Origin of the sequence: Escherichia coli (genome assembly GCF_036503815.1) — a bacterium.
Classification (GTDB): domain Bacteria; phylum Pseudomonadota; class Gammaproteobacteria; order Enterobacterales; family Enterobacteriaceae; genus Escherichia; species Escherichia coli_F.
The window spans coordinates 4,978,825-4,992,219 of sequence record NZ_AP027764.1 but is presented as its reverse complement, the minus strand read 5'-3'; the positions used below and the strand labels follow the sequence as shown (position 1 = coordinate 4,992,219).

13 protein-coding genes are annotated in these 13,395 nt (G+C 48.0%); 12 read left to right on the top strand and 1 reads right to left on the bottom strand.

The window, feature by feature from the left end:
- The first annotated feature begins 296 nt into the window (after nt 1-296).
- The 6 genes from AABJ99_RS23805 (at nt 297) to mnmE (ending at nt 4,463) form a co-directional block, all read left to right on the top strand.
- Entirely contained in the window at nt 297-377 is an 81-nt protein-coding gene (locus AABJ99_RS23805; RefSeq protein ID WP_122134670.1) for a hypothetical protein, read from the top strand.
- Nucleotides 378-606: 229 nt separating this feature from the next.
- Nucleotides 607-747 carry a 50S ribosomal protein L34 gene (gene rpmH, locus AABJ99_RS23800; RefSeq protein WP_000831330.1) on the top strand — a complete coding sequence of 47 codons (141 nt, stop codon included), beginning with the start codon at nt 607-609 and terminating at the stop codon, nt 745-747.
- A 16-nt stretch (nt 748-763) separates the two neighbouring features.
- Nucleotides 764-1,123 (top strand): ribonuclease P protein component, encoded by a 360-nt coding sequence (gene rnpA / locus AABJ99_RS23795; protein WP_000239730.1) that lies wholly within the window; start codon nt 764-766, stop codon nt 1,121-1,123.
- Nucleotides 1,087-1,344, top strand: a complete 258-nt coding sequence (yidD, locus tag AABJ99_RS23790) for a membrane protein insertion efficiency factor YidD (RefSeq protein WP_001307474.1) — start codon at nt 1,087-1,089, stop codon at nt 1,342-1,344. The genes rnpA and yidD overlap by 37 nt, the downstream gene beginning before the upstream one ends.
- Before the next feature lie 2 nt (nt 1,345-1,346).
- A complete protein-coding gene (gene yidC / locus AABJ99_RS23785) occupies nt 1,347-2,993 on the top strand; it encodes a membrane protein insertase YidC (RefSeq protein ID WP_000378258.1) in 1,647 nt (548 codons plus the stop codon).
- Nucleotides 2,994-3,098: 105 nt separating this feature from the next.
- Complete coding sequence (gene mnmE, locus AABJ99_RS23780; RefSeq protein WP_001282361.1) at nt 3,099-4,463, top strand: tRNA uridine-5-carboxymethylaminomethyl(34) synthesis GTPase MnmE; 1,365 nt, start codon at nt 3,099-3,101, stop codon at nt 4,461-4,463.
- A gap of 147 nt (nt 4,464-4,610) precedes the next feature.
- Here the strand turns inward: mnmE and AABJ99_RS23775 are convergent, their stop codons facing one another.
- Complete coding sequence (locus tag AABJ99_RS23775; RefSeq protein ID WP_338387466.1) at nt 4,611-6,782, bottom strand: ShET2/EspL2 family type III secretion system effector toxin; 2,172 nt, start codon at nt 6,780-6,782, stop codon at nt 4,611-4,613.
- Nucleotides 6,783-7,182: 400 nt separating this feature from the next.
- Between AABJ99_RS23775 and tnaC the strand changes: the two genes are divergently transcribed.
- The 6 genes from tnaC (at nt 7,183) to yieE (ending at nt 13,380) form a co-directional block, all read left to right on the top strand.
- A complete protein-coding gene (tnaC, locus tag AABJ99_RS23770) occupies nt 7,183-7,257 on the top strand; it encodes a tryptophanase leader peptide (protein WP_001364348.1) in 75 nt (24 codons plus the stop codon).
- A 220-nt stretch (nt 7,258-7,477) separates the two neighbouring features.
- Nucleotides 7,478-8,893, top strand: coding sequence for a tryptophanase (tnaA, locus tag AABJ99_RS23765; RefSeq protein ID WP_001365206.1), 1,416 nt, complete (start codon nt 7,478-7,480; stop codon nt 8,891-8,893).
- A gap of 91 nt (nt 8,894-8,984) precedes the next feature.
- Nucleotides 8,985-10,232: a low affinity tryptophan permease TnaB gene (tnaB, locus tag AABJ99_RS23760; protein ID WP_000131914.1), complete on the top strand. Its 1,248-nt coding sequence runs from the start codon at nt 8,985-8,987 to the stop codon at nt 10,230-10,232.
- A gap of 132 nt (nt 10,233-10,364) precedes the next feature.
- Nucleotides 10,365-11,540 carry a multidrug efflux MFS transporter MdtL gene (gene mdtL, locus AABJ99_RS23755; RefSeq protein ID WP_000086006.1) on the top strand — a complete coding sequence of 392 codons (1,176 nt, stop codon included), beginning with the start codon at nt 10,365-10,367 and terminating at the stop codon, nt 11,538-11,540.
- A complete protein-coding gene (gene yidZ, locus AABJ99_RS23750; protein WP_039020322.1) occupies nt 11,515-12,474 on the top strand; it encodes an HTH-type transcriptional regulator YidZ in 960 nt (319 codons plus the stop codon). Before mdtL ends, yidZ begins: the two co-directional genes overlap by 26 nt.
- A gap of 156 nt (nt 12,475-12,630) precedes the next feature.
- Nucleotides 12,631-13,380, top strand: coding sequence for a 4'-phosphopantetheinyl transferase family protein (gene yieE / locus AABJ99_RS23745; RefSeq protein ID WP_039020323.1), 750 nt, complete (start codon nt 12,631-12,633; stop codon nt 13,378-13,380).
- The last annotated feature ends 15 nt before the right edge of the window (nt 13,381-13,395 follow it).

Below are 13,395 nucleotides of genomic sequence, written 5' to 3'. Positions count from 1 at the left end.
GGCGGACTCCACTCGAACAAAAGTCGATAATGACTAAGGCTGAAACATTCATGATTGTTGACGTACGTCGAAAAGACCCTGCTTGAGGGTGACGCACGAACCGCTGTCTGCGGTTATATGCCCGATCAAGATCCTGCTAAACGATCGGGACCGCGGATCATAGCCTAAACTGCGCAAGAGATCTTCTGTTTCTCACAGATTTTCCCGATTTATCCACAGGATGATCCAGGACTCGCTAAGTGTAAACGATCCTGCCGCGAGGCGGGCACGATTTACGCCGCATATTGGAAAATTTAATGACCATAGACAAAAATTGGCTTAATCGATCTAATAAAGATCCAGGACGATCCTTGCGCTTTACCCGTCAGCCCGTATAATCCTCCACCCGGCGCGCCATGCTGGTTTTCACCGGTGTGAGGCCGTACGTTTTCCCTGCGAAAAGGTGCGGAAAAGCGCGGTAAATAAGGAAAGAGAATTGACTCCGGAGTGTACAATTATTACAATCCGGCCTCTTTAATCACCCATGGCTTCGGTGTCCATCGTTTCATTTTTCGGCGGATATCCAATAAAGCCATTGAATTTATTCAAGTTTAGGTAGAAATCGCCATGAAACGCACTTTTCAACCGTCTGTACTGAAGCGCAACCGTTCTCACGGCTTCCGTGCTCGTATGGCTACTAAAAATGGTCGTCAGGTTCTGGCACGTCGTCGTGCTAAAGGCCGCGCTCGTCTGACCGTTTCTAAGTAATAAAGCTAACCCCTGAGTGGTTAAGCTCGCATTTCCCAGGGAGTTACGCTTGTTAACTCCCAGTCAATTCACATTCGTCTTCCAGCAGCCACAACGGGCTGGCACGCCGCAAATTACCATTCTCGGCCGCCTGAATTCGCTGGGGCATCCCCGTATCGGTCTTACAGTCGCCAAGAAAAACGTTCGACGCGCCCATGAACGCAATCGGATTAAACGTCTGACGCGTGAAAGCTTCCGTCTGCGCCAACATGAACTCCCGGCTATGGATTTCGTGGTGGTGGCGAAAAAAGGGGTTGCCGACCTCGATAACCGTGCTCTCTCGGAAGCGTTGGAAAAATTATGGCGCCGCCACTGTCGCCTGGCTCGCGGGTCCTGATAGCCCTCATTCGGGTCTATCAACGCCTGATTAGTCCGCTACTCGGGCCGCATTGTCGTTTCACTCCAACCTGTTCAAGCTACGGAATTGAGGCATTGCGCAGGTTTGGAGTGATAAAAGGCAGTTGGTTGACGGTGAAACGCGTATTAAAATGCCACCCTTTACACCCTGGTGGTGACGATCCCGTCCCGCCCGGACCATTTGATACCAGAGAACACTAACGATGGATTCGCAACGCAATCTTTTAGTCATCGCTTTGCTGTTCGTGTCTTTCATGATCTGGCAAGCCTGGGAGCAGGATAAAAACCCGCAACCTCAGGCCCAACAGACCACGCAGACAACGACTACCGCAGCGGGTAGCGCCGCCGACCAGGGCGTACCGGCCAGTGGCCAGGGGAAACTGATCTCGGTTAAGACCGACGTGCTTGATCTGACCATCAACACCCGTGGTGGTGATGTTGAGCAAGCTCTGCTGCCTGCTTACCCGAAAGAGCTGAACTCTACCCAGCCGTTCCAGCTGCTGGAAACTTCACCGCAGTTTATTTATCAGGCACAGAGCGGTCTGACCGGTCGTGATGGCCCGGATAACCCGGCTAACGGCCCGCGTCCGCTGTATAACGTTGAAAAAGACGCTTATGTGCTGGCTGAAGGTCAAAACGAACTGCAGGTGCCGATGACGTATACCGACGCGGCAGGCAACACGTTTACCAAAACGTTTGTCCTGAAACGTGGTGATTACGCTGTCAACGTCAACTACAACGTGCAGAACGCTGGCGAGAAACCGCTGGAGATCTCCACCTTTGGTCAGTTGAAGCAATCCATTACACTGCCACCGCATCTCGACACCGGAAGCAGCAACTTCGCACTGCACACCTTCCGTGGCGCGGCGTACTCCACGCCTGACGAGAAGTACGAGAAATATAAGTTTGATACCATTGCCGATAACGAAAACCTGAACATCTCTTCGAAAGGTGGTTGGGTGGCGATGCTGCAACAGTATTTCGCGACTGCGTGGATCCCGCATAACGACGGTACCAACAACTTCTACACCGCTAATCTGGGTAACGGCATCGCCGCTATCGGCTATAAATCTCAGCCGGTACTGGTTCAGCCTGGTCAGACTGGCGCAATGAACAGCACCCTGTGGGTTGGCCCGGAAATCCAGGACAAAATGGCAGCAGTTGCTCCGCACCTGGATCTGACCGTTGATTACGGTTGGTTGTGGTTCATCTCTCAGCCGCTGTTCAAACTGCTGAAATGGATCCATAGCTTTGTGGGTAACTGGGGCTTCTCCATTATCATCATCACCTTTATCGTTCGTGGCATCATGTACCCGCTGACCAAAGCGCAGTACACCTCCATGGCGAAGATGCGTATGCTGCAGCCGAAGATTCAGGCAATGCGTGAGCGTCTGGGCGATGACAAACAGCGTATCAGCCAGGAAATGATGGCGCTGTACAAAGCTGAGAAGGTTAACCCGCTGGGCGGCTGCTTCCCGCTGCTGATCCAGATGCCAATCTTCCTGGCGTTGTACTACATGCTGATGGGTTCCGTTGAACTGCGTCAGGCACCGTTTGCACTGTGGATCCACGACCTGTCAGCACAGGACCCGTACTACATCCTGCCGATCCTGATGGGCGTAACGATGTTCTTCATTCAGAAGATGTCGCCGACCACTGTGACCGACCCGATGCAGCAGAAGATCATGACCTTTATGCCGGTCATCTTCACCGTGTTCTTCCTGTGGTTCCCGTCAGGTCTGGTGCTGTACTATATCGTCAGCAACCTGGTTACCATTATTCAGCAACAGCTGATTTACCGTGGTCTGGAAAAACGTGGCCTGCATAGCCGCGAGAAGAAAAAATCCTGATTCGGTGAGTTTTCGCTAAAATAAGGGCGGTCAGTTGACCGCCTTTTTTCTTTTCGTAGGGCGGATAAGCACCGCGCATCCGCCACACAAAGTAACAGGAACATCATGAGCGATAATGACACTATCGTAGCCCAGGCCACGCCTCCGGGACGTGGCGGCGTTGGCATCCTGCGCATCTCCGGCCTCAAAGCCCGTGAGGTTGCCGAAACCGTGCTGGGTAAACTGCCTAAGCCGCGCTACGCCGATTATCTTCCGTTTAAAGACGCCGATGGCAGCGTGCTCGATCAGGGGATTGCGCTATGGTTCCCTGGCCCGAACTCATTCACCGGCGAAGATGTGCTGGAACTGCAAGGTCACGGCGGTCCGGTGATCCTCGACCTGCTGTTAAAACGCATTCTGACTATTCCCGGCCTGCGGATTGCTCGCCCTGGTGAGTTTTCCGAACGCGCATTTCTGAACGATAAACTCGACTTAGCCCAGGCCGAAGCGATTGCAGACCTTATCGACGCCAGCTCGGAACAGGCGGCGCGCTCAGCGCTAAACTCGCTGCAAGGCGCGTTCTCCGCACGGGTTAACCATCTGGTGGAAGCCCTCACCCACTTGCGCATTTACGTCGAAGCGGCAATTGATTTCCCCGATGAAGAGATCGATTTCCTCTCCGACGGCAAAATTGAAGCCCAGCTCAATGACGTGATTGCCGATCTCGACGCAGTACGCGCCGAGGCTCGTCAGGGCAGCTTGTTACGCGAAGGGATGAAAGTCGTCATTGCCGGGCGTCCAAACGCCGGTAAATCAAGCCTACTGAACGCGCTGGCGGGCCGTGAAGCGGCAATCGTGACTGATATCGCCGGAACCACGCGTGACGTGCTGCGTGAGCATATCCACATTGACGGAATGCCGCTGCATATCATCGATACCGCCGGACTACGTGAAGCCAGTGACGAAGTTGAACGTATTGGGATCGAGCGCGCGTGGCAGGAAATTGAACAGGCCGACCGCGTGCTGTTTATGGTTGATGGCACTACGACAGACGCTGTTGATCCAGCAGAGATCTGGCCGGAATTTATCGCCCGTCTGCCAGCGAAACTGCCGATCACTGTGGTGCGCAATAAAGCCGATATCACCGGCGAAACGCTGGGGATGAGTGAAGTGAACGGTCACGCGTTAATTCGTCTCTCGGCAAGGACTGGTGAAGGCGTGGATGTGCTGCGTAACCATCTCAAACAGAGCATGGGCTTTGACACCAACATGGAAGGCGGCTTCCTGGCGCGTCGTCGTCACCTACAGGCACTGGAACAGGCGGCAGAGCACCTGCAACAGGGTAAAGCGCAACTGTTAGGAGCCTGGGCAGGCGAGCTGCTGGCGGAAGAACTGCGTCTGGCGCAGCAGAATTTAAGCGAGATCACCGGAGAATTTACTTCTGACGACCTGCTGGGGCGAATTTTCTCCAGCTTCTGTATTGGTAAGTGAGTCGTCTAAATTGATATAAAGGGCACTGTTCCGTTCTGGGGAAACTAACTATCAGAACGGAACAGCGCTTGTTTTTTATGAGCATCCTGCACCAAAACTGCATTTGCTACTGGCTGGAGCGACTTTAAACACCTTGCAGTCCTGTCTTTACAGAGAACGATATTGCTTTAACCTATTAAGCTCCTCTTGCGGAAAGTTAAATTCGTCTACTGCTTTCCAGAATAGTTCTTTAAGTACAGGATTGCCATTTGCCTGACTTATTACAGATTTACCTTCATTATTCTTTTCTTCCAGCTGCATCATCACATCTTTAAGGTAATTTTCATTTTCACCAACCACAATTTTGAATATTTTCAGCCAGAGTCCCATATGTATATCATCCCCGTTATTTACCACATGAGAGAATGGCTTGCCATCAAAGTCACGGGTAAACTGCTCCACAATTTCATCGAAAGTGAATCCGTGTTGCAACGCCAGGCGAATCGCCGCATTCAGATATACGTCAATGACCTGTTTACTCATTTTCTTAAAGCTTGCAATATGCAAAGAGCAGACGGCATTATTTCTGCTCAGCGACAGTAGTTCGCTCACCACATCTTTATCATTTTCATAATGGCTGGCTATCACATCAGCTGTCTCCATCCAGGCGGCAACAATCTCCGTATACCCTTTCACTATCGCAGAATATAAGCCTGATGCCTTCGTCCATTTGTCTGACTCCCCCGTCCATTTTTCTCTTGCTGCCATCAGTTTCAATATATCTTCTTTATTTATTTCATTTTTAAACATTTTGGCTTTTATATTGGCGAGCAATATATTAACAATATTATAATTATTGGTTTTAATAGCGCTATTTAAATCATAAGTTGAGCATATTTTTTTTCCTATATTAAGAAGTATTTCATTTTTATTTACCCCAAACTCTTTCTCAAAGTCATCTATCGCCAAGAACAATGCCTTGACACTTTCTTTTTTATTTTTTGATAACGCTACAGAAATCGCGCTCACACCACGGTTATCTTTCGCAAGGAGTAGAGTTTCCAGGTCTTCCCGGCTAAAGTTAAATTTTCGGGCCAACTCTTTTAAATTTGTTATATATTCATTAATCTTATTAAGATTATCGTGTTGCAGTGACATATATAACCCATATGTTCCCCCTGGTCCTTTAGCAGCAAGAATCTCAAGAACCTTTGATACTGTCATTTCTTGGGAATTTCTTAACTTATCGAAAAAAAGAACAATATTTTCATACGTCCCCATTTGCATTAATAGATATAATGCTGATGGTGATAATGGTGGTTGCAATTCATTTTCTATACCACTTAATAAATGGGCCTGCTCTCGAGGGAGATAAGGAATTATGCCTACACACTCGGAGCAAATCTCTGTTTTTACCCATTTTATATTCGCCAACTCAATATTTATAAATGATTGTAATGACCCAAAAGAATCACAGTTTTTTGCTTTATAGCGTACTGCAGTATTGGTTGCATTAGGATCATAAAAGGATACAACATATTCAGTTTCTCCGGCAGGCGTTTGTTTTATCCTCAAGCGGACGGCCATAGCGTGTTTTTGAGATTTAACGATTGCCGCCATATGCGTTAACTTCTCTTTTTCCATTCTGTGAAAGAAGACAGATAATATCTCCCCGAACTTGTCACTAGCAACGACGCATGTACCTGGTGGTGGATTGTTTATTAGATTATCAAATTGCTGATCAAGCTCGTATGGAAAATGTTGCTGTATCCCTTCTGGAGTTGAATAGCATTCCTTCAATGGAACTTTACCTGTATTTTCATTCATTGAATCTATACAATACTGCAGAGAAATATGCCTGCACACGACTAAATCTTCTGGTTTTTCATTAAAATAAACCTTACAGTTATAATCTACAATATCATATTTACTATTAGCTTTTTTCTGCTCTTTAGTAAAACTCTCATCATCTGCGTTCGTATGAGAGCGAATAAAAATATCTTTGAGGGATGTTGTAAGCGCAGGCGGTACAAAAATCTGTGTAGCATACTTTCCTTCAGCATCCCCCACAGTTACAATCATACTTTCAGGGTCTTGCTCAGATGTGGAGACAATAATAATAAGTCCACCACCGATAAAAACCCATGGTTCAATCTCACTGCTATTATTAACAAAATCACTTAATGAACCCGCTTTTTCAAGTGAATAAAATGAAGGATTTTTAAGATACGACACTATATCGTCAACGATTAATTGAGTTTTATTTTTTCCTCCATCCAAATCAGGTATGAAAGAAGAAGATTGTACACATACTCTGCTAACAGTTACGTTATCAACCATTTTCTTTCTCCTCATTCATATGAAAGTTGTAGTAATAATAAGGTTACTATTTAAATATCAACTATCAAATTTCGCTCATTTATAGAGTTATTCGTCTTTTTACGTCATTTCCCTATAAGGTCATCGACCTGGTAATGAGGTGAGTAAACCGCGACACGTCAACGTGGGAAAAAGCTCCTTGTAATGGTATCCCTATAATCAATGCCATCACCTTCAACAATAATGATAAAAATTAAAAAATTATCCACCCACGGATTTATGTTAATATTCCGTATGCGCCAGCTCCCACAAACACAGCCAATAACTAATTGTGATTCGATTCACATTTAAACAATTTCAGCATAGACAAATTTCTTGAGTATTATACTGTAGCCTCGTGTCTTTCGAGGATAAGTGCATTATGAATATCTTACATATATGTGTGACCTCAAAATGGTTCAATATTGACAACAAGATTGTCGATCACCGCCCTTGATTTGCCCTTCTGTAGCCATCACCAGAGCCAAACCGATTAGATTCAATGTGATCGATTCGTTTGCTATATCTTAATTTTGCTTTTTGCAAAGGCTGTCTCTCATTTATTTACTTGTTTTAGTAAATGATGGTCTTGGCATATATAACTGGCGAATTAATAGATATTGCAAATATCATATTCACAGGGATCACTGTAATTAAAATAAATGAAGGATTATGTAATGGAAAACTTTAAACATCTCCCTGAACCATTCCGCATTCGTGTTATTGAGCCAGTAAAACGTACGACTCGCGCTTACCGTGAAGAGGCAATTATTAAATCCGGTATGAACCCGTTCCTACTGGATAGTGAAGATGTGTTTATCGATTTACTGACCGACAGCGGCACCGGGGCAGTGACGCAGAGTATGCAGGCCGCGATGATGCGCGGCGACGAAGCCTACAGCGGCAGCCGCAGCTACTATGCGTTAGCCGAGTCAGTGAAAAATATCTTTGGTTATCAATACACCATTCCGACTCACCAGGGCCGTGGTGCAGAACAAATCTATATTCCGGTACTGATTAAAAAACGCGAGCAGGAAAAGGGCCTGGATCGCAGCAAAATGGTGGCGTTCTCTAACTATTTCTTTGATACCACTCAGGGCCATAGCCAGATTAACGGCTGTACCGTGCGTAACGTCTATATCAAAGAAGCCTTCGATACTGGCGTGCGTTACGACTTTAAAGGCAACTTTGACCTTGAGGGATTAGAACGCGGTATTGAAGAAGTTGGCCCGAATAACGTGCCGTATATCGTTGCAACCATCACCAGTAACTCCGCAGGTGGTCAGCCGGTTTCACTGGCAAACTTAAAAGCGATGTACAGCATCGCGAAGAAATACGATATTCCGGTGGTCATGGACTCCGCACGCTTTGCCGAAAACGCCTATTTCATCAAGCAGCGTGAAGCAGAATACAAAGACTGGACTATCGAGCAGATCACCCGCGAAACCTACAAATATGCCGATATGCTGGCCATGTCCGCCAAGAAAGATGCAATGGTGCCGATGGGCGGCCTGCTATGCGTGAAAGACGACAGCTTCTTTGATGTGTACACCGAGTGCAGAACCCTTTGCGTGGTACAGGAAGGCTTCCCGACATATGGCGGCCTGGAAGGCGGCGCGATGGAGCGTCTGGCGGTAGGTCTGTATGACGGCATGAATCTGGACTGGCTGGCTTATCGTATCGCGCAGGTGCAGTATCTGGTCGATGGTCTGGAAGAGATTGGCGTTGTCTGCCAACAGGCGGGCGGTCACGCGGCGTTCGTTGATGCCGGTAAACTGCTGCCGCATATCCCGGCAGATCAATTCCCGGCACAGGCGCTGGCCTGCGAACTGTATAAAGTTGCCGGTATCCGTGCGGTAGAAATTGGTTCTTTCCTGTTAGGCCGCGATCCGAAAACCGGTAAACAGTTGCCGTGCCCGGCTGAGCTGCTGCGTTTAACCATTCCGCGCGCAACCTATACCCAAACACATATGGACTTCATTATTGAAGCCTTCAAACATGTGAAAGAGAACGCGGCGAATATTAAAGGGTTAACCTTTACCTATGAGCCAAAAGTATTGCGTCACTTCACCGCAAAACTGAAAGAAGTTTAATTAATACATTCAGAGTGGCTATAAGGATGTTAGCCACTCTAACTCCCTACATCTTCAATAACAAAAATAGCCTTCCTCTAAAGGTGGCATCATGACTGATCAAGCTGAAAAAAAGCACTCTGCATTTTGGGGTGTTATGGTTATAGCAGGTACAGTAATCGGTGGAGGTATGTTTGCTTTACCTGTTGATCTTGCCGGTGCCTGGTTTTTCTGGGGTGCCTTTATCCTTATCATTGCCTGGTTTTCAATGCTTCATTCCGGGTTATTATTATTAGAAGCAAATTTAAATTATCCCGTCGGCTCCAGTTTTAACACCATCACCAAAGATTTAATCGGTAACACCTGGAACATTATCAGCGGTATTACCGTTGCCTTCGTTCTCTATATCCTCACTTATGCCTATATCTCTGCTAATGGTGCGATCATTAGTGAAACGATATCAATGAATTTGGGTTATCACGCTAATCCACGTATTGTCGGGATCTGCACAGCCATTTTCGTTGCCAGCGTATTGTGGATAAGCTCGTTAGCCGCCAGCCGTATTACCTCGTTGTTCCTCGGGCTGAAAATTATCTCCTTTGTGATCGTGTTTGGTTCTTTCTTCTTCCAGGTCGATTACTCCATTCTGCGCGATGCCACCAGCACCACGGCGGGAACGTCTTACTTCCCGTATATCTTTATGGCTTTGCCGGTGTGTCTGGCGTCATTTGGTTTCCACGGCAATATTCCCAGCCTGATTATTTGCTATGGCAAACGCAAAGATAAGCTAATCAAAAGCGTGGTTTTCGGTTCGCTGTTGGCGCTGGTGATTTATCTCTTCTGGCTCTATTGCACGATGGGGAACATTCCGCGAGAAAGCTTTAAGGCGATTATCTCTTCAGGCGGCAACGTTGATTCGCTGGTGAAATCGTTCCTCGGCACCAAACAGCACGGCATTATCGAGTTTTGCCTGCTGGTGTTCTCTAACTTAGCTGTCGCCAGTTCGTTCTTTGGTGTCACACTGGGGTTGTTCGATTATCTGGCGGATCTGTTTAAGATTGATAACTCCCACGGCGGGCGTTTCAAAACCGTGCTGTTAACCTTCCTGCCACCTGCTTTGTTATATCTCGTCTTCCCAAACGGCTTTATTTACGGGATCGGCGGTGCCGGGTTGTGCGCCACCATCTGGGCAGTCATTATCCCCGCGGTGCTGGCAATCAAAGCTCGCAAGAAATTTCCCAATCAGATGTTCACGGTCTGGGGCGGCAATCTTATTCCGGCGATTGTCATTCTCTTTGGTATAACCGTAATTTTATGCTGGTTCGGTAACGTCTTTAATGTGTTACCTAAATTTGGCTAATCCGTTTAAGAAGCCAGCGAAATAGCTGGCTTCTTGCCTGTCAGGAAATCACTTATGTCCAAATGGCAACTCGCCTGATTCTCCTTCACCACGTATGCTTTGCGTCACCTTACTATCAGGACGCTTTAGCCCATGTCCCGCTTTTTGATTTGTAGTTTTGCCCTGGTTTTACTTTATCCCGCCGGGATTGATATGTACCTCGTTGGTTTACCGCGCATCGCCGCCGATCTCAATGCCAGCGAAGCGCAGTTGCATATTGCGTTCTCCGTTTATCTGGCAGGTATGGCAGCAGCGATGTTATTTGCCGGTAAAGTGGCCGATCGTTCAGGGAGAAAGCCTGTCGCCATACCCGGCGCGGCGCTATTTATTATCGCCTCGGTGTTCTGTTCACTGGCTGAAACCAGCACGTTATTTCTTGCAGGGCGATTTCTACAGGGGTTAGGCGCAGGCTGTTGTTACGTGGTGGCGTTCGCCATTTTACGTGACACACTGGATGATCGACGTCGGGCAAAAGTGCTGTCGTTACTCAACGGTATTACCTGCATCATTCCGGTGTTAGCGCCAGTGCTCGGACACCTGATTATGCTTAAATTCCCGTGGCAGAGTCTGTTCTGGACGATGGCAACGATGGGCATCGCAGTACTGATGTTGTCTTTGTTTATTTTAAAAGAAACGCGCCCTGCCGCCCCCGCAGCTTCTGACAAACCACGAGAAAATAGCGAGTCGCTGCTTAACCGGTTTTTCCTCAGCCGTGTTGTTATCACCACCCTCAGCGTTTCGGTGATCCTCACCTTCGTGAATACGTCGCCGGTATTGCTGATGGAAATCATGGGTTTTGAGCGCGGAGAATACGCCACCATAATGGCGTTGACCGCAGGGGTCAGCATGACCGTTTCATTCTCCACGCCATTTGCACTGGGGATCTTTAAGCCACGTACGTTGATGATCACCTCACAGGTGTTATTTCTGGCGGCAGGTATCACTCTTGCCGTTTCACCTTCCCATGCGGTTTCTCTGTTTGGTATCACGCTGATTTGCGCCGGTTTCTCGGTAGGTTTTGGCGTAGCGATGAGTCAGGCGTTAGGGCCGTTTTCATTACGCGCGGGCGTAGCCAGCTCGACCTTAGGTATTGCGCAAGTTTGCGGTTCGTCACTGTGGATTTGGCTGGCAGCGGTGGTTGGTATCGGCGCATGGAATATGCTGATCGGGATTCTGATTGCCTGTAGCATAGTGAGCCTGTTGCTGATTATGTTCGTCGCGCCTGGACGCCCCGTTGCCGCTCATGAAGAAATCCATCACCACGCTTGATCTCAATTTACTGCTCTGCCTGCAACTGCTGATGCAGGAACGCAGCGTGACCAAAGCGGCTAAGCGGATGAACGTGACGCCTTCGGCGGTGAGTAAGTCTCTGGCAAAACTTAGAATGTGGTTTGATGACCCGCTCTTTGTGAACTCACCGCTGGGCCTGTCACCCACACCGCTAATGGTCAGCATGGAGCAAAATCTGGCGGAGTGGATGCAAATGAGCAATTTGCTGCTGGATAAACCACACCACGAAACGCCGCGCGGTCTTAAGTTTGAACTGGCGGCGGAATCGCCGCTGATGATGATTATGCTTAATGCGCTATCGAAACGGATCTACCAACGATACCCGCAGGCGACCATCAAATTGCGCAACTGGGATTATGATTCACTGGATGCGATTACCCGTGGCGAAGTGGATATTGGTTTTTCCGGTCGCGAAAGTCATCCCCGTTCGCGGGAGCTGTTAAGCTCGCTGCCATTAGCCATTGATTATGAAGTACTGTTTAGTGATGTGCCCTGCGTCTGGTTGCGCCAGGATCATCCAGCACTGCATGAAGCGTGGGATCTGGATACCTTTTTACGTTACCCACATATCAGCATTTGCTGGGAACAGAGCGATACCTGGGCGCTGGACAATGTGTTACAGGAGCTGGGGCGCGAACGCACGATTGCTATGAGTTTGCCGGAATTCGAGCAGTCACTGTTTATGGCAGCGCAGCCCGACAATCTGCTACTGGCGACCGCACCACGCTACTGTCAGTACTACAATCAACTCCACCAACTGCCGTTGGTTGCTCTACCTCTCCCGTTTGACGAAAGCCAGCAAAAAAAGTTGGAAGTCCCTTTTACCCTACTGTGGCATAAACGGAACAGCCATAATCCGAAAATCGTCTGGTTACGGGAAACCATTAAAAATCTTTACGCGTCGATGGCATAACCGAATCGTATGAAACGCGACCCTATTTCACAATAAAATGTAAAAAAGTTGTAATAAACTTATCTGAATCGAACTTTTAGCCGCTTTAGTCTGTCCATCATTCCAGTAAATGATTACTCTTGTATTCATAATGGACCATTAAGCATGGAGCGAAAAATGGCGACTCACTTTGCCCGAGGGATTTTAACGGAAGGACATCTGATTTCTGTTCGTCTCTCCTCCCAGTGTCATCAAGAAGCCCGAAATATTCCCCCTCATCGTCAAAGCCGTTTCCTGGCGTCCAGAGGTTTACTCGCAGAACTGATGTTCATGCTGTATGGCATCGGCGAATTACCGGAAATCGTCACCCTGCCGAAAGGAAAACCGGTTTTCAGTGATAAAAATTTGCCCTCGTTTTCTATTTCCTATGCCGGGAATATGGTTGGCGTGGCGCTAACAACCGAAGGTGAATGTGGCCTCGATATGGAACTGCAGCGTGCGACGCGCGGGTTTCATAGCCCACACGCGCCCGATAACCACACCTTTTCCAGCAACGAATCACTATGGATCAGTAAACAAAACGATCATAACGAAGCGCGAGCGCAACTCATCACGCTGCGCCGAAGCGTGCTAAAACTAACCGGTGATGTTTTGAATGACGATCCGCGCGATCTGCAACTGCTGCCCATTGCCGGACGCCTGAAATGTGCTCATGTAAATCATGTTGAAGCGTTATGCGACGCGGAGGACGTGCTGGTGTGGTCCGTGGCGGTCACGCCCACAATTGAAAAGCTCAGTGTCTGGGAGTTAGATGGCAAACGCGGCTGGAAAAGCCTGCCGGATATTCACAGCCGCGCCAACAATCCTACCAGCAGGATGATGCGTTTTGCCCAACTCTCTACCATGAAGTCTTTTTCTCCAAATTGATAGACAACCACAGGA

Coding starts and splice junctions, on each gene's coding strand:
- AABJ99_RS23805 (WP_122134670.1), top strand. CDS start 297: ATGACCATAGACAAAAATTGGCTTAATCGATCTAATAAAGATCCAGGA.
- rpmH (WP_000831330.1), top strand. CDS start 607: ATGAAACGCACTTTTCAACCGTCTGTACTGAAGCGCAACCGTTCTCAC.
- yidD (WP_001307474.1), top strand. CDS start 1,087: ATGGCGCCGCCACTGTCGCCTGGCTCGCGGGTCCTGATAGCCCTCATT.
- yidC (WP_000378258.1), top strand. CDS start 1,347: ATGGATTCGCAACGCAATCTTTTAGTCATCGCTTTGCTGTTCGTGTCT.
- mnmE (WP_001282361.1), top strand. CDS start 3,099: ATGAGCGATAATGACACTATCGTAGCCCAGGCCACGCCTCCGGGACGT.
- AABJ99_RS23775 (WP_338387466.1), bottom strand. CDS start 6,782: ATGGTTGATAACGTAACTGTTAGCAGAGTATGTGTACAATCTTCTTCT.
- tnaA (WP_001365206.1), top strand. CDS start 7,478: ATGGAAAACTTTAAACATCTCCCTGAACCATTCCGCATTCGTGTTATT.
- tnaB (WP_000131914.1), top strand. CDS start 8,985: ATGACTGATCAAGCTGAAAAAAAGCACTCTGCATTTTGGGGTGTTATG.
- mdtL (WP_000086006.1), top strand. CDS start 10,365: ATGTCCCGCTTTTTGATTTGTAGTTTTGCCCTGGTTTTACTTTATCCC.
- yidZ (WP_039020322.1), top strand. CDS start 11,515: ATGAAGAAATCCATCACCACGCTTGATCTCAATTTACTGCTCTGCCTG.
- yieE (WP_039020323.1), top strand. CDS start 12,631: ATGGCGACTCACTTTGCCCGAGGGATTTTAACGGAAGGACATCTGATT.